Origin of the sequence: Streptomyces sp. NPDC001380, assembly GCF_042895785.1 — a bacterium.
GTDB lineage: Bacteria > Actinomycetota > Actinomycetes > Streptomycetales > Streptomycetaceae > Peterkaempfera.
Genome location: NZ_JBIAWP010000016.1, coordinates 33925 through 55694, shown reverse-complemented (window position 1 = coordinate 55694; position 21770 = coordinate 33925). Strand labels below are relative to the sequence as shown.

The window sequence follows — 21770 nt, the reverse complement described above, 5'->3', positions numbered from 1 at the left end:
GCTGTAGAGTGAGCGCCGTGGCAGAGGCATCTCCGATCCGGGCCGGACGCCGCGGCTCCGGACGGGCCGCCCTCGGCGGAGCCCGCCGCCCGTCCGGCGGTCCCGGCTCCGGGCGCACCCGCGCCCGTGCGGCCGCCGTGCCCGCCGGTGCCGCTCCCGTCCGCGCGTCTCCGTGTGCCGACCCGCTCGGCCGCCGGCCCGCCGCGGGGGTCCGCACCCGTCCGTGCGCCGTTCCCGCGCCCCTCCCCGAGAGCCGGGAAGCAGGCCTTGCCCGGAACTGACGCCCCGACTCCCCCGACGCCACGGGCGCGGTCCCGGTCCCGGGCGCTTCCTCCGGACCTGCCCGTCCCGGTCGCGGCCCTCGCCGGCCGACGGCCGCTTCCCGCGTCGGACGGCGCCCGGGCGCGCCTCGGCGCCGCCCGTGCGGCGGGCCGGGGCGGGTCTCTCCGGCGCGGGACGGTCCCCCACCCGCCCGACCGCTCTCGGAACGACTTGTAGGAGGTGGCCATGTCGGATGCGCTGTTCGACGCGGTCGACGCGCTGCTGGCCCGCGCCGGGGGAGAGGACCTGCCGCCGGCGGACGAGCGTGCCAGGCTCCGCACGGCGGCGCAGCTGACCCGGAGGCAGGTGGCCGACGCGCTCGGGGTGCGGCCGCAGACGGTCGCGGGCTGGGAGGGCGGGCGCAGCGAGCCGCGCTCTCCGCAGCGGGAGGCGTACGCGCACCTGCTGCGCCAGCTGGCCGCCCGCCACGGTTCGTCCTGGACCCCGCCCGGTGTCGCCCCGGCCGCCCCCGCGCCTGCCCCTGCTCCGGCCCCTGCGCCTGCCCCTGCCCCCGCTCCGGCGCCCGCTCCGGCCCCCGCCGGGGACCGGACGCCCGCGACGCCACGGGACGCCGGGGCCGAAGCCGTCACCGCCGGAGCCGACGCCGCCACCGCTCCGCCCGCCCCCGTGCCGGGCCCGGCCGCCCCTGCCGCCCCGGCGCCCGCCGCCCGCCCGGCCGTCGGCGGGGCGCCGGACGGACGGGACACGGCGGCAGCACCGTCGCCGGCCCGGACCCAGCCCCGGACCCCGGCCCGGGACCAGGGCCGGACCCGCACCCGATCCCAGGACCAGGACCGGCCCCAGGAGGAAGAGGGACGCTTCCCCGCCGGCCCGCTGGCGGTCCTCGACGCCGACGGCCGCCGGCTGGTCGCGCACCTCGCCGACGGCCGCACGCTGCCGGTGCCGGTGGCCGCCGCGTCGCTCGCCGAGGTCACGGAGTGGGCGTCGGAGGCCGGTCTGGGCTCGGGCCGGCTGCACCGGTTCGGCAAGGACGGCGACCCGCTGGTGGTGCTCACCGACGCGGCCGCCGAGTGCCTGGGCCTGCCGGCGGCGGGCGGCGGGAAGGGCGGGTTCGACCCCCGTACCGGCCGCCTGCCGGAGACCCACAGGGCGGTCAGGGCCCTGCTGCGGGCCGGATGGCTGCTGACCCGCCGCGGCTTCGGGCCGTGGGCGCGCGTCTACCGCACCCCCGAGGGCGGCCGCCGCGCGTGCGTGCAGTACTGCGTCCCGGCCTGGGGCGCCCTCTCCTCCGGCGGCTGGTCCGTCCCCGACGGCCTCGCCGCGCCCGAGCTGGCGCGCCTGCTGGGCACCTACGCCTCCCGCGTGCTCACCCCGCGCGGCTCGACGGCGGTGACGGGCCTGGAGCTGATGACCGCGCTGCGGCCGCCCACCCGCCCGGTGCGCACGCAGTCCGGCTGGACCTCCGGCCCGGTGGAGGGCTCCCTCACCCACCCGCTGGACCCCGCGCCGCCGGAGGCGCCGCCCGAGCACCCCCTGGCCGCCGGCCGCGCCGAGCACGACGTCCTGGAGGAGGAGGCGTGGGACTGGCACCGGCCGGTCGACCTCCTGGACCCCGGGGAGGTCGGGCTGCCGTACGCGGTGGGCGTCGACATCAACACCGCGTTCCTCGCCGCCACCAACCGGCTGCCGGTCGGCCTGTCGGAACCGGTCCACGAGCTGCGCCCGGCCTTCGACAGGAAGGTCCCCGGCTGCTGGCTGGTCGACCTGTCCGGGGTCGCCTCGGACCCCCGCCTGCCGAACCCCTTCACCCCCGACGGCCGTCCCCCCGCGGGCCCGGCCTGGTACGCCACCCCCACCGTCGCCTACGCCGTCGAGCTCGGCGCGGACGTCCGGCCGCTGGAGGGCTGGCTGCGCCACCGCACCGGCCCCTACCTCGACCACTGGCACGCCCGGCTGCGCGACGCCTACATCGCCGGCATGGACCGCCTCGGGGTCCCCCGCGACCTCGCCGACCGCGACCCGCACGCCTTCCTGGCCGCGATGGCCGCCCTCAAGGAGGCCGGCGACCCCGTGGAGGCGGCGGTCCTGGCCGCGGTCAAGGCCACCGCCAAGGGCGGCATCGGCAAGCTCCGCGAACGCCCCCAGGGCGCCGGCTACCGCCCCGGCCTGCCCTGGCCCGCTCTGGAGCGCCCCACCTGGCGTCCCGACATCCGCGCCGCGGTCATCGCCACCGCCCGGGTCAACATGCACCGCAAACTGCTCAGGACCGCCCAGGCCACCGGCCGCCACCCGATCGGGGTCCTCTCCGACTGCGCCGTCTACCCGGCCCCCGGGCCCTCGCCGCTGGACGTGCTGCCCTACCGGTCCGACGGCACCCCCGTCCCCGGCGCCCTGCGCCTGGGCGTCTCCCCGGGCCACGTCAAGCACGAGGGCACCCGGACCCTGGAGTGGGCGCTGGAGCTCCTCGCCGACGAAGCCAACCCCGCCCGCCACATCAAGACCGGCACCGACGCCGTCGCCGAAGGGGAGTGAGCCGCCGTGGGCGAGATCGAGGACGGCCTGGAACGCGCCCTGCACACCCGGCCCCTCCCGCAGTCCACCGCGGCCCGCCTGCGGTTCCTGCTCCGCCGGGAGAAGGGCTCCACCAGGGCGCTGGCGCTCCGGCTCGGGGTGTCCCAGCGCGCGGTGCAGCACTGGCTCAAGGGCGACCGCCACCCCAGGCCCGAGGCGGCGGCCCGGATCGAGGAGCAGGTGCGTGCCGACTGGCAGCCCCGGGTGCGCCGCCGCATCCGCCGGCAGGCGGAGGCCGGGGGCATGGTGATCCACACCCGGGCCCGGTTCGGTTTCACCGCGGCTCCCGGCTCCACCGACGACCCGCGGCTGCGGATGATCACCCAGCACGTCCCCGCCGAGACCGCGGCCGCGCTCTTCGCCGCCCGCGACGCGGGCGCCTCCGAGGACCACCAGGCCCGGATCCTCGCCCAGGGCCTCGCCCACGCCTACTTCCGCGACGGCGGCCGCCGGGCCACCGGCCTGGAGGTGGAGTTCACCGGCATCGACTTCGTCGACTTCGGCATCTGACCCTCCGCGGCGGCGCCGCCCAGGGGCTCCCGGGAGCCCGGGTGCGGCCGGACCCGGCGGGACGGCGCCCGGGACGCCCGAGCGGGTGTTCCGGGACGCCGGTCCCGGGTGCTCCCGGAATCGGCGCCCGCACCGGTCCGCACCGGGCGCTACAGGCGGACGCTCATCTCCACGGTCACCGTGTCCCCCGTCGCGAGGCCCTGCGGCCTGCGCACCGCGTCCTTGACCGGCAGCAGGTAGCCGCCGTCCCTCGGGAAGAGGGACGTGGTGAAGGTGCTCCCGCCGATCCGGGCCTCGACGGGGACGACGCCCCACCCGTACGTTGCCGCCGACGCCACGTCGCGGATGTCGGCGCACTGCTCCTCCGGCACCGGCACGAAGAAGAACGGGGAAGGCCCCCGCCATTCGACGACCTGCCCGGTGAAGGCGATGTCCATGGAGCCGGTCCGTTCTTCGAGGAGTGCGGGATCCCGCTCAGCGTACGGGTGGGGCCACCGTGCGGACCAGCGCCGACACCCGTCCCGGACGGTCCGCGTGACGGCTGTCCCCGCCGACGCCCCGCCCGCCGGGCGCCGTGCACGGGCGCAGCAGGCGTGTCCGGGCACCCGGGCCGAGCGCCGGGGCGCACACCGGACACCCCTGGGGGAACCGGATGTCCCGCCGCGCCCCGGCGGGCGGACGCGCTGCGGCGGCCGCACACGTCCGCCCCTACTTCTTCCTGCCCGTGGACCGGGCCTGGGACAGGGCGCTCGCGGCGGCGGACTTCTCGGCCTTGGTCGCCTTCTTGTCCGCCAGCGTCGCGGCCGCGGCGGAGGCGGCCTTCCTGCCGGTCCGGCCGGTGCTGTCGGGCGCCTGGGAGACGGCGCTGGCCGCCGCGGTCTTCTGCTTCCCGGTGGTCCTGGCGCTGCCGAGCGACTTCCCTGCGGCGGTCGCGGCCTTCTGCCCGGTCTGACGCGTGCCCTTCGTCATGGTCACATCCCTCGTGGTCCGGTGTCCTGACGGTCCGGCAGGACCGCTGTGGTGGAAGGCGCCTGCCCCGGACGGCGCCCGGCCAACACCCTTCCCGCGCCTCCGGTCCGCGTCCCTCCCCCGTCACGGCGCAGAGGAACCCGGACCGGCGCAGCTCACGCCCGCTGTCCGCATGCGCGCGCCTCCCGCCCCCGCCCGCCTCGCACCCGTTCGCCCGCCCCGCCCCTGCGCTCCCCGCCACCCCGCCCGCAGCCCTCAAAACGGCGGAAACTACCATCATCCCCATGCACCGCCTGCTCCACCTGCTGCGCCGCCTGGCCTACGCCCTGCCCGCCCCGCACGGCCCCCTCACCGAGTACCAGGAACTCAGCCAGCAGGCCGCCCTGCTGCGCCTGGACGCCGCCCTCGCACCCCGCCGCAACCCCGACCTGCAGCGACGCCTGGCCGTCCTCGAAGCCCGCCTGCGCCTTCTCGCCCCCGCCCAGCAGGAGCCCCCGCTCGGCCCGGCCGCCGTCTGGCGCCGTACCGTGCGCCAGTACCGCGCCCAGGCGCTCCCGCCCGCCTGACACCGGGCGACGGGGCTGCGGGCCCTCTGCGGCGAGCAGCCTCCCCTGCCCTGCCGGGCGGCCGCCCCGGCCGGACGCCGACGCGGACCGGGCCTCTCCGCCCGGCACCACCCGGGCGTGCCCCGGACGATCCGGCCGCACGGCCCACCCAGGGTGCGTCCGGCGGTCAGCCGCGCCGGACGAGCTGGTCGACCGGTCAGCCGCGCCGGACGAGCTGGTCGACCGGTCAGCCGCGCCAGACGAGCTGGTCGACGAGGACCCGCTCGGTGATGTCGTCGACCACCAGCAGGCAGGTGCCGCGATCGGAGAACTCCAGGATCCGCAGGTGCGGGGCGGAGTCGATGAGGGCCGGCAGCAGGTAGGGGTCGAGCGACGCCTCGAGGAGGGCCGTCTCGAGGTCCTGCCGGACGGGGTGGGGCAGCCGTTCGACCTGGGCGCGGAAGTCGCGGGGGAAGTCGATCACATGGGCCACCGGTCCAGGTTAGGGCCGCAGGCGGGGGAAGAGGGCCCGAACCTCGGCATCGGTGAGCACCTCGGGTGCGGGGGCGCCGGAGAGGCGTCGCTCCTCGGCACGGCCTGCGGCGTCCATCAGCTCGGGGGTGGCGAGGGCCCGCGCACGGACGTCCCAGGCGGCGAGGATCCGGGTGATCCGGTGCAGGGGGGTCTGCTCGATCTCGGCCTGGAACGCGGCGCGGTGGTCCTCGGGGAGCGCGTTGCGGATGCTGCGGATGGTGGGCTCGACCCGGGCTCGCGGGCGTGGTGCGGGCTCGTAGGGGTGGGCGCTCATCGTGGTCTCCGCATCTCGCGGGTGGCTGCCGTGGTCGGAGGCCCGGGTGCCGCACGGCATCCGGGCTTCGGGTTCCACGGTAGCGACTCGGGGGTGCGTTGGCAGGTGTCAGGGCGCGACTCGTGCCTCCGCTCCGCGCCGAGGACGCCCCCCGGCCGCCGCCCGTTCACCCCGAGGGCCCCCTCCCGTGACCGCCCGGGACCGGGGTGCCGGAACCGGCGGTCGTCCTGGATCCCGGTCCTGCCGGGGACCCTGCCCCGCCGCCCCGCCGCCCCGCCGCCCCGCCGCCCCGCTGCCCCGCTGCCCCGCCGCCCCGCCGCCCCGCCGCCCCGCCGCCCCGCCGCCGCTCCGGCGGCGCGGAGCCGGGCGGCCGGTGCCCGGGATCCCCGGCAGGTCCGCTCAACGGCCGTGCGCCGCTGGCAGGGCGACCGGTGCGACGGCGGGGCCGTGGGCACCGGCCGCCGGCCTGCGGCGGCGCCGGAGCGTCGTCCGGGCCGACCCGGCGACGGCTACGGCCGCCGCGCTCGCGGCGAGGACGGGGCCGCCGAGGGCGAGGGCGTGCTGGAGGGAGGCGGTGGCCGCGTACCCGGTGCCCGCCTCGGCGGCGGCCCACAGCGGGGCCGCGGCGATGCTGTGGCCGGCGATGCCGCGGTAGGGCAGACGGGCGGCGCCCGCGAGATGGGGGACGAGGGTGCGGACCACCGGGAGGAAGCGGGCCAGGAAGACGGCCCGCCCGCCGTGGCGGGCCGTCAGCGCTTCGGCCCGCCGCCACGCGGCGGAGGGGAGGCGTCGGCCGAGCCGGCCGGTGCGCAGGCGGCCGCCGAGGGCGCCTCCGGTGCGGTGGGCGAGGAAGTCGCCCGCCGCCGCCGCGCCCGCGGCCGCCGCGACCAGGAGGGGGAGGTCCAGCTGTCCCGCCCGTGCCAGCGCCCCGCCCGTCAGCAGCAGCGTGAACGTGGGGACGAAGGCCCCGACGAGCAGCACCGACTCGGCCAGGACGGCCGTGGCCACGATCGCGTAGGCCGCCGCAGGGGGCACGTGTCCGAGAGCGTCCGCCAGGGCGCTCAACGGTCAGCCCCGGACCCGGCCTCGGCCTCGGCCTCGGCCCCGGCCCCGGGCCGGGCGGGGCCGGACGCGGCCGTCGTGGGCCGCTCGAGCTGCCAGACCCTCGCCGGGGGGAGGTTGGCCCACACCGTCCGGCAGCCGGTGGCGCAGCGGCGCCGGTAGCCGGCCAGGACCTCTTCGACGGCCCGGTGCCGGAGCGTCCGGGCGCGGGAGGCGAGCAGGGTGCGGGCCTGCCGGGTGCCGAGGTAGGAGAAGTAGGTCAGCGTGCCGCCGGGGCGCAGCAGCTCCAGGTAGCGGCCCATGATCGTCTCGACCTGGCGGGGGGTGAAGTTGGCGAAGGGCAGACCGGAGACGATCACGTCGTACCGCCGGCCGGGGTCCAGGTCCTCCACCCGACGGGCGTGGACGCGGATCTGCCGCGTGTCCGGCCCCGTGTGCCCCGCCGGACGCGGGTGCGCGGCGGCGAGCCGGTCCAGGCGGGCGGCGAAGCGCGGATTGGCCTCGACGACGTCCAGGCTGCTGCCGGACGGCAGCCGGCCGATGAGGGAGCGGGTGACCGCGCCCGTCCCGGCGCCCGCCTCGAGGACGCTCAGCGGCCGCCCCGCCCGGGCGCGCACCGGTTCGGTCAGCGCGTGGGCCAGCGCCGTGCTGCTGGGGGCGACCGCGCCCGTGGTGCGGATGTCGCGGGCTGCCTCGATGAGGAACATCCAGCCCTCGGCATGGCGCTGCGCGACGGCACGGTCGTGCGAGGTGGTCCATGTGTCCATGGATCCGACCCTAGGAACGGGTTCGCGCCGACGGATCCGTCGCTGTGCGACGGCCTCCCCCTACGAAAGTGGGGGAGGGCCGTCGAAGATCGGCGGAGGCGTGCCCGGGGGCCCCTGCCTAGGATTTCCAGGTGAACCGCAAACGGAATTCCCGGTGGGCCGTCCCCGGACGCTCCCGGTGGGCCGTCCCCGGACGGTGCGGGGCGGTGCTGGTGCTGACGGCGGCCGCCGTCCAGAACGGCGCCGCGACCGCCGGCGGCCGGTACCTGACACCGTGCACCGCAGCCGCGGTGCTGTGCGGGACGGCCCTGCTGGTGCGCCGGCTCCCCTGGGCCGCCGCCCCGCTGCTCGCCACCGCGGCGACGGGGCTGTGCGGGTGGCCCATGCTGCCGCTGCTGCTCGTCGCCCTGTTCGACCTGGCCGCCCGCCGCCGTGTCGCGGCGGCCGTCGGCTGCTGCGCCGTCGCCCTGGCCGTCGGCGGGGTGGCGCCGGCCGCGGTCTCGCTGTGGCGGCCGCAGCCGTACGGCGCCGTCCTGTTCCTGCTGCTGGCCGTCGTGGGCGGGCTGTGGGCGGGGAACCGCCGCCGTCTCGTCGAGGCCCTCCACGCCCGGGTCGACCACCTGCGCGTCGAGCGCGAGCTGCGGGAGGAGGCCGCCCGGACCGCGGAGCGGTCCCGCATCGCCGCCGAGATGCACGACGTCCTCGCCCACCGCCTGAGCCTGATCGCCCTGCACGCCGGGGTCCTGTCCACCAGGGCCGACACCCTGCCCGCCCCGGTCGCCGAGCGCCTGGCCCTGCTGCGCACCGCCTCCACCGAGGCCCTGGCCGACCTGCGCGACGTCCTCGGGGCCCTGCACACCGGCCCCGCCGGGGACGGGGAGCCGCCCGCCCCCGTCCTGCGTGACGTGCGCGACCTGGTCGAGCAGGCACGCGAGGCCGGGCAGCAGATCGACCTGCAGGTCGAGGGCGTGCCCGAACACGCTCCCGCCTCCCACCGCCTGGCCCTGTACCGGCTGGTCCAGGAAGGGCTGACGAACGCGCGCAAGCACGCCCCGGGCGCGCCGGTGCACGTCCGCCTGGACCACGGGCCGCCCGCCACCCTCGTGGAGGTCACCAACGGCCCGGGCGCGGCGGCCGGGGACGCCGTCTCCTCCGGCTTCGGACTGGTCGGCCTGGGCGAGCGCGTCCGCGCCCTGGGCGGGCACCTGGACGCCGGGCCCCACGGCCCCGGCAGGTGGCGGCTGGCCGCCCGCATCCCCCACCCCGCACCCACCGAGCAGAACGGCACCCGTACATGATCCGCGCCATGATCGTCGACGACGACGCCCTGGTCCGCCTCGGCCTGGCCGACCTCCTCGACGCCGACGACGGCATCGAGGTCGTCGCCCAGGCGGCGGACGGTGTGCAGGCGGTCGAACTGGCCGCCGCCCACCGCATCGACGTCGCCCTGGTCGACGTCCGCATGCCCCGCATGGACGGCATCACCGCCACCGCCCGCCTGCGCGCACTGCCGCACCCGCCGAGGGTCGTCACCCTGACCACCTTCGACCTCGACGAGTACGTCTACAACGCCCTCGCCGCCGGTGCCGACGGCTTCCTCCTCAAGGACACCGACCCCGCCGAGATCCTGCGCGCCGTCCACCTCGTGGCCACCGGGTCCGCCATGCTCCACCCCGCCGCCGCCCGCCGCCTCATCGACCGCTACCACCGGGCCGGACGGCCCCGGGCCGCCGCCGCCCGCGCCCGGATCGAACGCCTCACACCTCGTGAACGCGACGTCCTGGCCCTCCTCGCCCGCGGCGACACCAACGCCGACATCGCCGACCGCCTCGGCATGCGGGAGAGCACGGTCAAGTCCCACGTCAGCCGCATCCTGACCGCCCTGGAGGTCTCCAACCGCGTCCAGGCCGCCCTCCTGGCCCGCGACGCCGACCTCGCCCCCTGACCCGCACCCGGCACCGGCGTGCGCCCCCGGCCCGGCGCGACCCCGCCGCCCGCCCCTGGACGCCCCCCTCCGGCCAGTACCGCGTCGAGGCCGCGGCGTACTGCGGGGATCCGCGGGCCGCGGCGGTCCGGCTCCGCCTCGGCGGCGGGTGAACCCGCGGACGGCCGAGCCCGGGGGCCCGGACGGCCGGGGGCGCGGTCGGCCGGGGCGACCGGGCGCGCCGCGCGTCCTCCCGACCCTCCCCGTCCGGCCCGGACGGCCCTGCCGAGCTGCAGGGGCGGGCAGTGGACGGGGAGTGGAGGAGCACCGCAACGGCCACCGACGCCGGTTCCGGGACGGGACCGCCGGCGCGCCGCAGGACGATGGCCCCCGTGACGGCGGACGGCACCGGCCGGCTCGCGCAGCCGCCATGCCCGCGGCCGCTCAGTCGAGACAGAACTCGTTGCCCTCGACGTCCTGCATCACGAGGCACGACTCGTTGAAGCCGTCGGCGCGCAGGAGCCGCACGCGTACCGCGCCGAGCGCGACCAGCCGCGTGCACTCGGCCTCGAGTGCGGCGACGCGCTCCTCGCCCACGAGCCCGGTGCCGACCCTCACGTCGAGGTGCAGACGGTTCTTGACGACCTTGCCTTCGGGGACGCGCTGGAAGAACAGGCGCGGGCCCACGCCCGAGGGGTCGGTGCAGGCGAACGCCGAACCCCGGCGTTCGGGCGGCAGCGAGCGGTCGAAGTCGTCCCACGTGGCGAACCCCTGCGGCGGCGGCGGGACGACGTACCCCAGCACCTCGCACCAGAAGCGGGCGACGCGCTCGGGCTCGGCGCAGTCGAAGGTGATCTGGACCTGTCTGATCGGCGGCATCGGCCCATCGTAGGGGCGGGGTCCCCCGCTGTCTCCGGGATTCCGACCCCGGCGGGGCCGTGACGCGTGCGGCCGACGGAAGGGAACCGCTGCCTGCCTGCCTGCCTGCCTGCCTGCCCGCCCGCCTGCCGGCACGGCCCGGTGGTCGCCCGTGCACGCCGCCGCCGGAGCGCCGCCGGGGGAGCGGCGGCCGGGCCGTGGCCGAGGCCGCGCCCCAGCAGCGCCGCCGGGCAGCCCCGGCCGTCCCCCGTCCCCCGCCCCTCCCGTCCCCCGCCCCTCCCGTCCCCCGCCCCTCCCGTCTGCGCCCCCGTCCTGGGCCTGCGCCGATTCTTGAAGGTCTTTTGACGACACCGCAGGACATGGAGGGCCGTCGCCGGGTGACGAGCGGGGGGTGATACGCATCGGATCGGTCGTCCGCACCCTGGCCGCAGCCCTCGCCGTGGCCGCCGCCTGGTGGATCTCCCCGTGGTGGTGGTTCGCCGCCGCCCCGCTGACCCTGCTGGGCCTGCTGGGCGCGCGGGACCTGGTGCAGCGCCGGCACGCGGTGCTGCGCAACTACCCCGTCATCGGGCATGCCCGCTTCCTCCTGGAGCGGATCCGTCCCGAGATCCAGCAGTACTTCGTCGAGCGGAACTTCGACGGCCGCCCCTTCGACCGGGACGTGCGCAGCATCGTCTACGAGCGGGCGAAGGGCACCGACGCCGAGCAGCCGTACGGCACCGAACGGGACGTCAACCAACCCGGCTACGAGTTCCTGATCCCGTCGATGGCGCCCCGGCCGGTGCCGCGGACGCCGCCGCGGGTGCGCATCGGCGGACCCGACTGCAGCCGCCCGTACGACATGGCGCTGCTGAACGTGTCGGCCATGAGCTTCGGCTCCCTGTCGTCCAACGCGATCCTCGCCCTCAACGGGGGCGCCGCAGCCGGGGGCTTCGCCCACGACACCGGTGAGGGCGGCCTGTCGGAGTACCACCTGCGGCCGGGCGGCGACCTGGTCTGGGAGATCGGCACCGGCTACTTCGGCTGCCGGACCCGGGACGGCGACTTCGACCCCGCCGAGTTCGCCGACAAGGCCGCCCACGACCACGTCAAGTGCGTCTCCCTCAAACTCTCCCAGGGCGCCAAGCCCGGTATCGGCGGGGTCCTGCCCGGGGCGAAGGTCAACGCCGAGATCGCGCGGGTCCGGGACGTCCCCGAGGGCCGGACGGTCGTCTCGCCCCCCTACCACCGGGTGTTCTCCACCCCGCGCGAACTCGTCCGCTTCATCGCCAGGATGCGGGAGCTGTCCGGCGGCAAGCCGACCGGCTTCACACTCTGCCCCGGCTCCCGCCGGCAGTTCCTCGCCGTCTGCAAGGCGATGCCGGAGGAGGGCACGGCCCCGGACTTCGTCATCGTCGACGGAGCCGAGGGCGGCACCGGCGCCGCCCCGCTGGAGTTCGCCGACCACGTGGGCGCCCCGCTCACCGAGGGGCTGCTCACCGTGCACAACGCCCTCGTCGGCGCGGGCCTGCGCGACCGCGTCAGGATCGGGGCGAGCGGCAAGGTCGCCACCGGCGCCGACCTGGTCAAACGCCTGGTGCAGGGCGCCGACTGCGCCAACGCCGCACGGGCGATGATGTTCGCCGTCGGCTGCATCCAGGCCCAGCGGTGCCACACGAACACCTGCCCCACCGGTGTCACCACCCAGGACCCCCGGCGCGCCCGCGCCCTCGACGTCGGCGACAAGACGGAGCGCGTCCGGCGCCTCCAGGAGGCGACCGTGGCCGGCGCCCTGCAGATCATGGCGTCCATGGGGGTCGCCGACCCCTCCCAGCTGCGCCCCCGCATGCTCCACCGCCGCATCGACCCGTTCACCGAACGCTCCTACGAGGAGCTCTGGACCTGGCTGGCCCCCGGGCAGCTGCTCGCCGAGCCGCCCGAGTCCTGGGCGGCCGACTGGCACGCCGCCGACCCCGACCGCTTCACCGTGTGATCTGGAGGATCCCGTGGCACGAACCGTTGCCCGCGTCATCGTGGACGCGCTGAGCGAACTTGGCGTGCGCCAGGTCTTCGGCGTGGTCGGCGACGCGCTCAACCCGCTGACCGACGCCATCCGCACCACCGACGGCATCGAGTGGGTGGGCTGCCGCCACGAGGAGGCCGCCGCGTTCGCCGCCGGCGCCCAGTCGCAGCTCGGCGCCACCCTCGGCGTGTGCACGGGCACCGTCGGACCCGGCTCCGTCCACCTGCTCAACGGCCTGTACGACGCGGCCAAGAGCCGCACGCCGGTCCTGGCGATCGCCGGCCAGGTCCCGCTCGCCGAACTCGGCAGCGACTACTTCCAGGAGGTCGACAACGACGCGCTCTTCGCCGACGTGGCCGTCTTCCGCGCGACGATCACCTCCCCCGACCAGCTCCCGCAGATGCTGGAGGCGGCCGTGCGCAACGCGCTGGGCCGCAAGGGCGTCGCCGTCCTCACCGTGCCGGGCGACCTCGGCGACCGCGAACTGACCGCCGACCGGCCCGCCCGCTTCTCCCTGAGCGCCCCCGTGAGCCGCCCGGAGGAGTCCGCCGTGCGCCGCGCCGCGGAGCTGCTCGACCGCGCCGAGCGGGTCACGCTGCTCGTCGGACGGGGCGCCCGTGCCGCACGCGAGGACGTCGTGGCCCTGGCGGACCACCTGGCCGCGCCGATGGTGCTCACCCTGAAGGCCAAGGAGGGCTTCGAGGGCGGGGCCAACCCCTTCCAGGTCGGCCAGACCGGCCTGATCGGCAACCCCGCGGCGGCCTCCGCCCTCCAGGACGCGGACACCCTCCTGCTGCTGGGCACCGACTTCCCCTACCGGGACTGGTACCCGGAGGGCCGGACCGTCATCCAGGCGGACACCGAGGCGGCCCACATCGGACGCCGGGTGCCGGTCGAGGTCGGCCTCGTCGGCGACACGGGCGCCACCGTGCGGGACCTGCTCCGCCACCTGGCCGCAGCTCCTCCCGGGACGGAGGGGGCACGCGACCGCTCGCACCTGGAGGACGCGCGCAAGAGCTTCGCGGAGTGGCGCGCGGGCCAGGCCCGGCTCGCCGACCCGGCCCACGACAAGGGCCTGGTCGGACGGGTCCGCTCCGCGCTGGACAACCGCGACCACGACATCCGCCCGGAGGCGCTGGCCGCCGTGGTGGACCGCCTCGCCGACGACGACGCCGTCTTCACCTCCGACACCGGCATGGCCACGGTGTGGCTCTCCCGGTTCGTCGAGATGCGCGGCGACCGGCGGCTCCTCGGCTCGTACAACCTCGGCTCCATGGCCAACGCGATGCCGCAGGCGCTCGGTGCCCAGTGCCTGGACCGGCAACGCCAGGTCGTGGCCTTCTGCGGCGACGGCGGGCTGAGCATGCTCCTCGGCGACCTCATGACGCTGAGGACCCAGCGGCTCCCTGTCAAACTCGTCGTCTTCGACAACCGCCGCCTGGGCATGGTGAAGCTGGAACAGGAACAGGCCGGCCTGCCGGAGTTCGGCACCGTGCTGGACAACCCCGACTTCGCCGCCGTCGCCACCGCCCTGGGCATCACCGGCATCCGCGTGACGGACCCGGCCGAGCTGGAGGAGTCCGTGCGCCGCGCCTTCGCCACCCCCGGGCCGGTCCTGCTGGACGTGCTCACCAACCCGGACGAGATCGCCGTCCCGGCCAAGCCGACCGTCGAGCAGGGCTGGGGCTTCGCGGTGGCCAAGGTGAAGGAGGTCGTGCGCAGCCACGGCGACACCGGCCGCCACTGATCCCGGGCCCGCCGCCCGCACGGCCTCCTGCCGGCCGCAGGCCGACCGGCCTCCCGACCGGCCTCCCGACCGGCCTCCCGCCGGCGGGCCGTGAGGCCGCCGGCCCCTCCCGGCCCGACCCTGCCCCGGCGCCCCGGCGCCCCGGCGCCCCGGCGCCCCGGCGCCCGGGCCGCACGGCCGCCGACACGGCCGGGAGGGCCGGCGCGCCGCCCCCGGAGGCCGGCCCGCCTCGGTCGGCGTGCAGGACGAGGAACAGGAAGCGGGCGGCGGTGAGGGAGCGGTACTCGCCGGGGCGGTGAGGGAGCGGTACTCGCCGGGGAGCAGCTCGCGGACGGCCGGTACGGGATGCGGCCCGCTGGTCCGGAGACCCGGAAGCCCGCCGGGGTGAAGGGGCCGCCATCGCGTGCAGCGGGCGGGACCGGAAGCTCGTGGGGCCGTCCGGCCGCCCATGGTCCCTTCCTCCGGACATCCTCGGAGTCGGAGCAGGAGATGTCCTCCCGAGCCGTGGGCGGAACGTCTCGTACGGCGGCCGTGCGCGGCAGCACCTCGGACGGCCGCCGTCCGAGGTGCTGCCGCAGGGCGAGGAGGCCCGGGGGCCCCGTGGTCAGACCGTCCGGATCCGGTCGGCGATCTCCGGCCTCGCCCCGAACCCGGCCGCCTTGTACGTGGCGACGCCGCCGGTGTTGGAGCTCGGTGTGCACACGCGCACGCTCGACGAGCCCATCTCCCGCAGTGCGGCCGCCCCGGCGACGGTGATCGCCCGGCCGCAGCCGCGGCCGCGGTGGTCCTCGTGGACGCCCATCGGCTCGACCAGTCCCGGCTTCCCCGGGCCGGCCGACCAGACCGTCACCACCGCCGCGGGGTTGCCCCGGTCGTCGTAGGCGCCCAGGCACCGGGCGTCGGCGTGGAACGGTGCCGCGGACATCCCGTACCGGTACTCGCGCGTGGGTCTCGTGGTGTTGAACGCGGACCGCAGGACGTCGGCGAAGTCCTGTGCCTGCTCCAGGCCGATCTCCTCGATCCGCACGCCGGGGTCCTCCACCGCCTCGGCGAGGTCGCGGAAGAGCGGCGTCCACGGCTCGCCGAGGCCCCAGCCCCCTCGGTCAACAGGTCGTGGAGCAGCAGGCCCCGCGGCGCCTCGACGGACACCGCTCCCTCCGGCAGCACGCCGCGTTCCGGCAGCGAGAAGTCCTCGACGAGCCGCCGCGCCAGGTCCTCGTCCTGGAAGGCGTCGGGAGCGACCGTCATCCGCACCAGCGTCGGCGAGTCCAGCATCCCGACGGCGAGGATCCGTCCGTCCCGGCTCCAGGTCCGGACCACCGCGGCCGTCCCGGCCGTTCCGAACCGGTGGTTCCAGCCGATGTCCCCGGGATGCAGCTGCATCGGCGCCTCGTCGTGCTGCCACTCCCGCAGCGCCGCCATGGCCTCGCGCACGCCGTCGGCCGTCGGCCCACTCAGCACAATCGTCATGGCCGGGATCCCACACCCCGTCCCGGTGGCGTGCAACCGGTTAACCGACTTCGGTCCGGCAGGGTGATGGTGGCGGGGTGCCGATGGCGCATCCGGTCCCGGCGAGGAGGCCCGCGAGGACATCGGGCGGTACCGGGAGGCGTCCGAGCCGGTTGCGCACGGGCGCGGTGAGCCGGTCGAGGGCGATGCCGGCGGCACCGGCCGCCGCACGGCGGACACGGGGGAGGGCGGCCGGCACGCGGACAGCGGAGCGTGCCGCCCGCCGGGCGGCCGGCGTCGGCCATGTCCCTGTACCGGTCACGTCCCGGGCGGCGGCACTCCCCGGGCGGTGGTACGTCCCGAGCGGCTGACGGACCGGTGGAGGGCGGCCCTCAACGCCCTCGGGACCACCGTTGAGGACCGTCTGTCCGCAGGCCGTCAGTGGTCGTGCGACCAGGGGAGTGCCCGGTGGTCCGACGCGTGCGGCGCCGGTCTCCGGCGCGGGGCTGCCGGTCGGGGTTCAGGCGGGAGTGCCGCCCGCGTAGTCGCTGTTGAAGGTGGTCTCGACGGTGGTGGCCACGGCCTCGGCCACTCCGGTGCCCGTGAGGGCGAGGCCCGGCTCCCGGTTGTTGTCCAGCGAGTTGCTGCTGATGTTCATGGAGCCGGCCTCCGCCTTCTGGGTGCTGAGACCGCAGTCGGCGATCATCGCCTCGGCGTGGATGGAGAAGCCGTCGGGGTCGGAGCACTCGACGACGGTGCCGCCCGCCGCCTTGATCGCGGACACCTGGCCGGAGTGGCTCGACGGCGTCTCGAGGACCACCCGCACCTTCACCCCGGCCTTCGCCCGCGCCACGATGGCGTTGACCACGGTGCTGTCGCCGAGCTCCAGCTCCTCGACGTCGAGCTTCGCGGTGGCGCCGTCGACCAGGGACAGCAGGCGGTTGCGGGAGTCGGTGGGGGACCGGAGCAGGTGGTCGCCGTCGGTGGGGGTGACCGAGGTGCCGGTGGAGACGGCGTTGAAGACCTTGAGGACACCGTGCAGGTCGGGGGGCAGTCAAGGCGCTTCCATGACATCGCAAAATCTTCCCGTGGCGGTGGAGCGCCCGGCAGCGTGGGGGTCTCCTGCGGTGCCCTCGCCCCTGACCCGCAACGCGGCCGTCGGGCACGGCGCCATCCCCGCGCGTCCTGGGGCTCCCGGCGGCGGCAGCGGTGGCGCCGTGCACACCGACGGGAAACACGGGCAGCGTGCGCACCGCCGGCCCGGTGCTGGAGGACGACCGGGCCGCAGAGGGCGGCGGAGCGGTCCTCCCCGCTGGAGGGACCGTCCGGCCCCCTGCGCATCGGCGGGTCCACCCTGCGCCGCAACGCCGGCGCGGGCTTCGGGCCCCCTCGCCTCCCCGGTATCCCCGCCTGCCGGCGGACAGTTGTCCGCTCGCAGGCGGGAGCGCACCTGGCGGGGGCGGCCGGGGAGCGGGCCGGGGGCGAGTACGACGAAGCTCCCGGCAGCCAGCGGGTGGTCGTGACCCCGGCTGCCGGGAGCTTCGTCGCGGCGTTCCGTCCGGGGCGCCGGCAGCCCCCGTTCCTCCTCGCCCCGGAGGCCGCCCCCTGCGTGAGCGGTGTCCTGCGGTCGGGCGGATCAGCAGGGCAGGGTGCCGCTGTACAGCGCGTGTCCGTAGGAGGAGCTCCCCGAGCCGAAGCCGTGGACGCCGTCGTCGCTCCAGACCGCTTCGCGCATGCCGTTGACGCAGGTCGAGGCCGGTGCGATCGCGAAGCCCTCCAGGTTGTCGACCGGCATGACGGCGGGGTTCGTGTAGGTCACGTCCGGGACGATCGCGCCGTTGGCGTCGACCTTCATGAAGGTGTGCGTCTCGCCGCAGGTGTTGTCGCAGGTCGCGACGATGCGCTGGGTGCCGGCGTCGAACATCACGTCCATCACGGCGGTCCTGCCGGTCGCGACGGTGCCGAAGGTGGTGAAGGTGCCGTCGGAGTTCAGGCCGTAGACGTGCAGCGTGCCGTCCCACTCCAGGCCGGCGAAGAACAGGCCCGACCCGTGCAGCGGGTAGTCCGCCGGGTTGTACGCGGCGTGGGTCAGCGGGTCGACCCAGCCGTTTGCGGTCAGCCAGCTGTCCGGCACGTAGCCGACGCCTTCGAATCCCAGGTTGGCCTCGGTCTTGCTGCCGGTGTCGAGCTGCGGGAACTGCGCGGTCATGTCCCACTGGTGGAGCGGGCTGAGGGTCGAGCCGGTCGCGGCCGGGTCGAACTCCATGATCGTGTCCTTGGGGACCGTGTTGTCGGTGTTGTCGCGCTCGGAGGTCACGTAGAGGTGGCCGTTGCCGCCGACCGTCAGGCCCTCGGAGTCCGGCTCGCCGGTGCCGCCCGCGAAGCGGATCTGCTTGCCGGCCGCACTCCAGGACGAGTCCGGGATCCACCTGCCGCTGCTCTTGACCAGCTTGTACAGCCAGTTCTTGTTCTTGACCGCCCACAGCACCGACGGGTTCGCCGGGTCGAAGGCCAGCCCGCTCACGTCACGGCCCTCGGGGCCGGTGGAGGTGATGAACGCGCAGACGTTGTCGGCGACGGTGACGTCCAGGCCGCCCGGCCACGCCGAGGTGCCCGCCGGGGTGGAACCCGTGCCGGTGGGCGCCTCGGGGGTGCAGCCGCTGGTGAGCGAGCCGCCTCCGCCCAGCAGATGCCCGGTGCCGCCGCCGGTGCCGCCGGTGCCCGAGCAGGAGTTGGCGCTGCCGAGGGTGGCGGTCGTGGCGGTCTGGAACCAGCCGCTGCCGGTGCCGCAGCGCTCGTCCGACGGCTTGGCGCCGCCGACGGCCCAGGTCACCGAGTCGACGGTGGTGGCATTGTTGTCGATGAGGAAGACCGAGTCGTTGTCGCCGAGGCCGAGGGCGGAGTCGAACGTGACGTAGCCGCCCGCGGGGATGCTGGTCGCGCTCGGCGAGGAGGACGAGATCGAGGCCGGGGAGTGGGTGGTGTCGTTGTCGACGTACTTCCACGACCCGATGCTGACCGCGCTCGTCCCGCCGTTGTACAGCTCCACGGTGTCCGCGCCGTCCGAGGTGACCTCGTTGATCCGCACCCGGCCCGCCGCCGGGACCGAGGCCGGGCAGCCCGAGGCGTTCGGGGCGCCGAACGTGGTCGCCGCGGCCGCGGCCACCCAGGCGCCGGTGCCGTCGCCGCCGCAACGCGCCATGGCCGGCTTCGCCTGGCCGGCGGCCCACTCGACGCGGTCGACCACCGTGCCGTCGGAGGTGTAGATCACCAGCTTGTCGGAGTCGCCGAGCCCCTTGGGCGAGTTGAAGGTGACGAAGCCGCCGGCCGGGACGGTTCCGGCGGACGGACTGAACGCCTGCGGTGAGAAGCCGTCGTCGGACATCCTCCAGCCGCTGATGCTCACCGCGGTCGACCCGGTGTTGTACAGCTCCACCGTGTCGTTGTTCGACGAGGTGACCTCGTTGATCCGAACATTCTGGTAGCCGGCCGGGTCCGCGGCGGCCGCGGGCTGCGCCGCAACCATCCCGGTGACGACCAGTCCTGACAATGTCAAGGCCGAGGCGCACACGGAGGCGATGCCGGCACGCGAGTGTGAGATAGGCACGGGGTCGAACTCTGGTGGCGCAACCTTGAAACGGCGTGTACAGCGGTTGAATGCCGCCTGCTGACCACCGGAACGCCGTACGCCCACCGCCGTCGCGCGCCGCCGCGGCTCAGCCGAGGACGGTCAGGAGCACCGGCCCGGCCCGCACCGTCCAGCGGAGCCCTCGTGCCGCCGCGGTGACGCACCGGAAGGGCGGCGTCGGGAGGACCCCGACGACGATCCACGTCGCCGGGGTGCCCGTCGCGGCCGGCCGCAACGTCCTGGTCGTCGCCCTCGACCCGCAGGGCCACCCGGCCTCGTTCACCTCCAGCGGCAGCGTATGGCGATGAGATGGAGCAGCGGCCTGTGGTCCGGAGGACCCCGGGTGTTCATGAGACATGACGGCGATGCGGTGACCGTGTCTCAGAAAAACTCCGGACGCTCAGCCCTGACCCTGAAGGCCGAGCAGCCAGTGGGCTGGAACCGGACTGTGCTCCCATGGCAGGGGAGACGCTGTTCCTCGACGCCCGGGGCGTGTTGCGAAAGCGGTGCCGCCGAAAAGGCGATTGACGCTCACCGGTGTCCGGCGGTCGAATGACGTGCCATGGACACAGGGCAGATGCATCCCGGCATGCACGCCATCGACGCCGACCTTGTACGGCGGCTGATCGCCGGGCAGTTCCCGCAGTGGGCGGCGCTGGCGGTCGAGCGGTTTCCGTCCGGCGGGACAGTCAACGCCCTGTACCGGCTGGGCGATGACATGGTCGTACGGCTGCCGCTCGTGCAGGGCGGGGCCAACGACGTCTCGGTGGAGCGGACGTGGCTGCCCCGGCTCGCGCCTCACCTGCCCACGGCCATTCCCGAGGCACTCGGGGAGGGGGAGCCCGCGGAGGGGTACCCGTGGCCGTGGTCGGTGTACCGGTGGCTGCCGGGGGGGAATCCCGAGGCGGGAGCCCTGAGCGAGCCGACACTGCTGGCTGAGGATCTGGCCGGGTTCGTGGCGGCGATGCGGAGCATCACCCTGCCGGGTGCGCCGCAGGCCCACCGCGGGGGGCCGGTCGCCTCGCTCGACGCGGAGACCCGGGCGGCGATCGAGGAGCTGCGCGGGATCCCGGAGGAGGGCGTCGACTGCGATGCCGCCGCAGCCGTGTGGGAGGAGGCGCTGCGGGCCCACGGCTGGGACAGGCCGCCGGTGTGGCTGCACGCCGATCTCATGCCCGGCAACCTGCTGGTGGACGGTGGCAGGCTCACCTCGGTGATCGACTTCGGGTGCCTGGGGGTGGGCGATCCGGCCTGCGATCTGTTCCCGGCGTGGAATCTGCTGCCGGCCGAGGCGAGGGGAGTCTTCCGCGAGGCGCTGAGCGTGGACGACGCGACCTGGATCCGCGGCCGGGGACGGACACTCTCGCAGGCACTGATCGCGCTGCCGTACTACCGGAAGACGAACCCGGCGATGGCGCACAACGCCCGGCATGTGATCCGGACGGTGCTGCAAGAGGGCTGAGGCCAGAACGTGTTGGGACTGTGCTGGTCACATCCACTCGTTGATCGCTGCGACCGGCACAGTGGCCAGGAAGCGGACCGCGCGCCTGTCGTGTCGTGCGGCCCTGGAGTCTGTTCAGCTGACGGTCCGCCAGAATGGTGAGGGTTCGTGACCCACCCGATCAGGGTCCGTCCGGCGTCGGCAGCGGCGGCGACACCGCAGCCGGGCTCGCGCTGCGCAGGGGGCCTTCAGCGCCTGCCGGAAACCCGGCGATCAGTAGGCTTCACGCCATGACCAGTGATCTTGGATTCCTCTGCTCGTGCTGCGGGTCACACCACACTGAGCTGCCCATGAACTACACGGCCGAGGCCCCGGCCGTGTGGGATCCGGCCTTCGCAGACGCGGATGACTGCCTGCTCTCGTCGGACCAGTGCGTGATCCGGGCACAGCACTACTTCGTCAAGGGTCTGATCGAGATACCGGTCATCGGCAGCGGCGAGGTGTTCTCCTGGGCTGTCTGGGTCTCGCTCAGCCGCGAGAACTTCTCCCGTGCGGCGGACTTGTGGGACACCGCCGGCCGGGAAGCGGAGAAGCCGTACTTCGGCTGGCTCACCACTGACCTCGCGGCCTACTCGCCCACGATCCTTCACCTGAGGACCCGTGTCCACACCCGGCCGGTCGGCGAACGCCCCTTCGTCGAGCTCGAACCCACCGACCACCCCCTCGCCGTCGAACAGCGCACGGGAATCACCCGGGACCGTGTACGGGAGATCGCCGAGGCGGTGCTCCACCCCTCCCACGACAGGAAGCAGGCGTGAGGGCTGGCGACGGCCGTCCGGCCGCCGGAAGGGTTGCCGAGCCGTCGCCGATGCACGGCCGACAGACGGGAGAGGTGGTCCACGACGTGGCGCGGGATGTCGAGCGTGGCAACGGAGGACAGCACTCACTCCTTGCCACTCTCAACGTACAGCGCGAGGGGGGCCTTGCGGCAAGGCCCCGGTCGTGACGCAGAATCGTCGGCCGAGGCCGGAACCTGGTGACATCGGAGATTCGCGAAGTACATGCACCTTTGCCGACTCCGGGTTCTGCAGGATGTGAAACCGTCGGCGGGACTCCCGGTGCGGGTGCGGGTGCGGGTGCGGGTGCGGCTGCGGATGCTCGGCGCGGAGGTGCGAGGTGCGCGTCG

19 protein-coding genes and 1 pseudogene are annotated in these 21770 nt (G+C 75.6%); 10 read left to right on the top strand and 10 right to left on the bottom strand.

What is annotated here, in order from left to right:
* Nucleotides 1-507: 507 nt before the first annotated feature.
* Nucleotides 508-2814, top strand: coding sequence for a telomere-associated protein Tap (gene tap / locus ACFY07_RS19950; protein WP_390870194.1), 2307 nt, complete (start codon nt 508-510; stop codon nt 2812-2814).
* Nucleotides 2815-2820: 6 nt separating this feature from the next.
* Nucleotides 2821-3363 (top strand): telomere-protecting terminal protein Tpg, encoded by a 543-nt coding sequence (gene tpg, locus ACFY07_RS19945; protein ID WP_230652387.1) that lies wholly within the window; start codon nt 2821-2823, stop codon nt 3361-3363.
* Nucleotides 3364-3512: 149 nt separating this feature from the next.
* Here the strand turns inward: tpg and ACFY07_RS19940 are convergent, their stop codons facing one another.
* Nucleotides 3513-3800: a DUF1905 domain-containing protein gene (locus ACFY07_RS19940; RefSeq protein ID WP_390870191.1), complete on the bottom strand. Its 288-nt coding sequence runs from the start codon at nt 3798-3800 to the stop codon at nt 3513-3515.
* Nucleotides 3801-4071: 271 nt separating this feature from the next.
* Nucleotides 4072-4332 carry a hypothetical protein gene (locus tag ACFY07_RS19935; protein WP_390870190.1) on the bottom strand — a complete coding sequence of 87 codons (261 nt, stop codon included), beginning with the start codon at nt 4330-4332 and terminating at the stop codon, nt 4072-4074.
* A gap of 284 nt (nt 4333-4616) precedes the next feature.
* Here ACFY07_RS19935 and ACFY07_RS19930 point away from each other — a divergent pair, with 284 nt between their 5' ends.
* The gene (locus tag ACFY07_RS19930; RefSeq protein WP_390870188.1) at nt 4617-4898 is read left to right on the top strand and encodes a hypothetical protein; all 282 of its coding nucleotides are present in this window, start codon (nt 4617-4619) and stop codon (nt 4896-4898) included.
* A 226-nt stretch (nt 4899-5124) separates the two neighbouring features.
* Here ACFY07_RS19930 and ACFY07_RS19925 read toward each other — a convergent pair whose 3' ends face one another.
* From ACFY07_RS19925 to ACFY07_RS19910, 4 genes are all read right to left on the bottom strand, one after another.
* Nucleotides 5125-5370, bottom strand: a complete 246-nt coding sequence (locus tag ACFY07_RS19925) for a hypothetical protein (protein ID WP_390870186.1) — start codon at nt 5368-5370, stop codon at nt 5125-5127.
* Between the two features lie 9 nt (nt 5371-5379).
* Entirely contained in the window at nt 5380-5685 is a 306-nt protein-coding gene (locus ACFY07_RS19920; RefSeq protein ID WP_390870184.1) for a hypothetical protein, read from the bottom strand.
* A 399-nt stretch (nt 5686-6084) separates the two neighbouring features.
* Entirely contained in the window at nt 6085-6720 is a 636-nt protein-coding gene (locus ACFY07_RS19915) for a DedA family protein (protein WP_390870183.1), read from the bottom strand.
* Between the two features lie 26 nt (nt 6721-6746).
* Nucleotides 6747-7514, bottom strand: a complete 768-nt coding sequence (locus ACFY07_RS19910; RefSeq protein WP_390870181.1) for a class I SAM-dependent methyltransferase — start codon at nt 7512-7514, stop codon at nt 6747-6749.
* A 206-nt stretch (nt 7515-7720) separates the two neighbouring features.
* On the opposite strand from ACFY07_RS19910, the gene ACFY07_RS19905 reads away from it, so the two are divergent.
* Nucleotides 7721-8812, top strand: coding sequence for a sensor histidine kinase (locus ACFY07_RS19905; RefSeq protein ID WP_390870352.1), 1092 nt, complete (start codon nt 7721-7723; stop codon nt 8810-8812).
* Entirely contained in the window at nt 8809-9459 is a 651-nt protein-coding gene (locus ACFY07_RS19900; RefSeq protein ID WP_390870179.1) for a response regulator, read from the top strand. Before ACFY07_RS19905 ends, ACFY07_RS19900 begins: the two co-directional genes overlap by 4 nt.
* Before the next feature lie 423 nt (nt 9460-9882).
* Here ACFY07_RS19900 and ACFY07_RS19895 read toward each other — a convergent pair whose 3' ends face one another.
* Nucleotides 9883-10317 (bottom strand): VOC family protein, encoded by a 435-nt coding sequence (locus ACFY07_RS19895; protein WP_390870177.1) that lies wholly within the window; start codon nt 10315-10317, stop codon nt 9883-9885.
* A 391-nt stretch (nt 10318-10708) separates the two neighbouring features.
* Here ACFY07_RS19895 and ACFY07_RS19890 point away from each other — a divergent pair, with 391 nt between their 5' ends.
* Complete coding sequence (locus ACFY07_RS19890) at nt 10709-12289, top strand: FMN-binding glutamate synthase family protein (protein WP_390870175.1); 1581 nt, start codon at nt 10709-10711, stop codon at nt 12287-12289.
* A gap of 13 nt (nt 12290-12302) precedes the next feature.
* Nucleotides 12303-14066: a thiamine pyrophosphate-dependent enzyme gene (locus ACFY07_RS19885; RefSeq protein WP_390870173.1), complete on the top strand. Its 1764-nt coding sequence runs from the start codon at nt 12303-12305 to the stop codon at nt 14064-14066.
* A gap of 604 nt (nt 14067-14670) precedes the next feature.
* On the opposite strand, the pseudogene ACFY07_RS19880 reads toward ACFY07_RS19885, so the two are convergent.
* From ACFY07_RS19880 to ACFY07_RS19870, 3 genes and pseudogenes are all read right to left on the bottom strand, one after another.
* Nucleotides 14671-15536 (bottom strand): annotated as a pseudogene (locus ACFY07_RS19880) (GNAT family N-acetyltransferase).
* 499 nt (nt 15537-16035) lie between these two features.
* A complete protein-coding gene (locus ACFY07_RS19875; RefSeq protein ID WP_390870350.1) occupies nt 16036-16443 on the bottom strand; it encodes a phospholipase D-like domain-containing protein in 408 nt (135 codons plus the stop codon).
* A gap of 708 nt (nt 16444-17151) precedes the next feature.
* Nucleotides 17152-19122 carry a lamin tail domain-containing protein gene (locus tag ACFY07_RS19870; protein ID WP_390870171.1) on the bottom strand — a complete coding sequence of 657 codons (1971 nt, stop codon included), beginning with the start codon at nt 19120-19122 and terminating at the stop codon, nt 17152-17154.
* Between the two features lie 176 nt (nt 19123-19298).
* On the opposite strand from ACFY07_RS19870, the gene ACFY07_RS19865 reads away from it, so the two are divergent.
* The 3 genes from ACFY07_RS19865 (at nt 19299) to ACFY07_RS19855 (ending at nt 21402) form a co-directional block, all read left to right on the top strand.
* On the top strand, nt 19299-19451 hold the full coding sequence (locus ACFY07_RS19865) for a ParA family protein (protein ID WP_390870169.1): 153 nt from the start codon (nt 19299-19301) through the stop codon (nt 19449-19451).
* Nucleotides 19452-19705: 254 nt separating this feature from the next.
* Nucleotides 19706-20605 (top strand): aminoglycoside phosphotransferase family protein, encoded by a 900-nt coding sequence (locus ACFY07_RS19860; protein WP_390870167.1) that lies wholly within the window; start codon nt 19706-19708, stop codon nt 20603-20605.
* Between the two features lie 329 nt (nt 20606-20934).
* A complete protein-coding gene (locus ACFY07_RS19855; RefSeq protein WP_390870349.1) occupies nt 20935-21402 on the top strand; it encodes a DUF2199 domain-containing protein in 468 nt (155 codons plus the stop codon).
* The last annotated feature ends 368 nt before the right edge of the window (nt 21403-21770 follow it).

Coding starts and splice junctions, on each gene's coding strand:
- tap (WP_390870194.1), top strand. CDS start 508: ATGTCGGATGCGCTGTTCGACGCGGTCGACGCGCTGCTGGCCCGCGCC.
- ACFY07_RS19940 (WP_390870191.1), bottom strand. CDS start 3,800: ATGGACATCGCCTTCACCGGGCAGGTCGTCGAATGGCGGGGGCCTTCC.
- ACFY07_RS19935 (WP_390870190.1), bottom strand. CDS start 4,332: ATGACGAAGGGCACGCGTCAGACCGGGCAGAAGGCCGCGACCGCCGCA.
- ACFY07_RS19930 (WP_390870188.1), top strand. CDS start 4,617: ATGCACCGCCTGCTCCACCTGCTGCGCCGCCTGGCCTACGCCCTGCCC.
- ACFY07_RS19920 (WP_390870184.1), bottom strand. CDS start 5,685: ATGAGCGCCCACCCCTACGAGCCCGCACCACGCCCGCGAGCCCGGGTC.
- ACFY07_RS19910 (WP_390870181.1), bottom strand. CDS start 7,514: ATGGACACATGGACCACCTCGCACGACCGTGCCGTCGCGCAGCGCCAT.
- ACFY07_RS19900 (WP_390870179.1), top strand. CDS start 8,809: ATGATCCGCGCCATGATCGTCGACGACGACGCCCTGGTCCGCCTCGGC.
- ACFY07_RS19895 (WP_390870177.1), bottom strand. CDS start 10,317: ATGCCGCCGATCAGACAGGTCCAGATCACCTTCGACTGCGCCGAGCCC.
- ACFY07_RS19860 (WP_390870167.1), top strand. CDS start 19,706: ATGGACACAGGGCAGATGCATCCCGGCATGCACGCCATCGACGCCGAC.
- ACFY07_RS19855 (WP_390870349.1), top strand. CDS start 20,935: ATGAACTACACGGCCGAGGCCCCGGCCGTGTGGGATCCGGCCTTCGCA.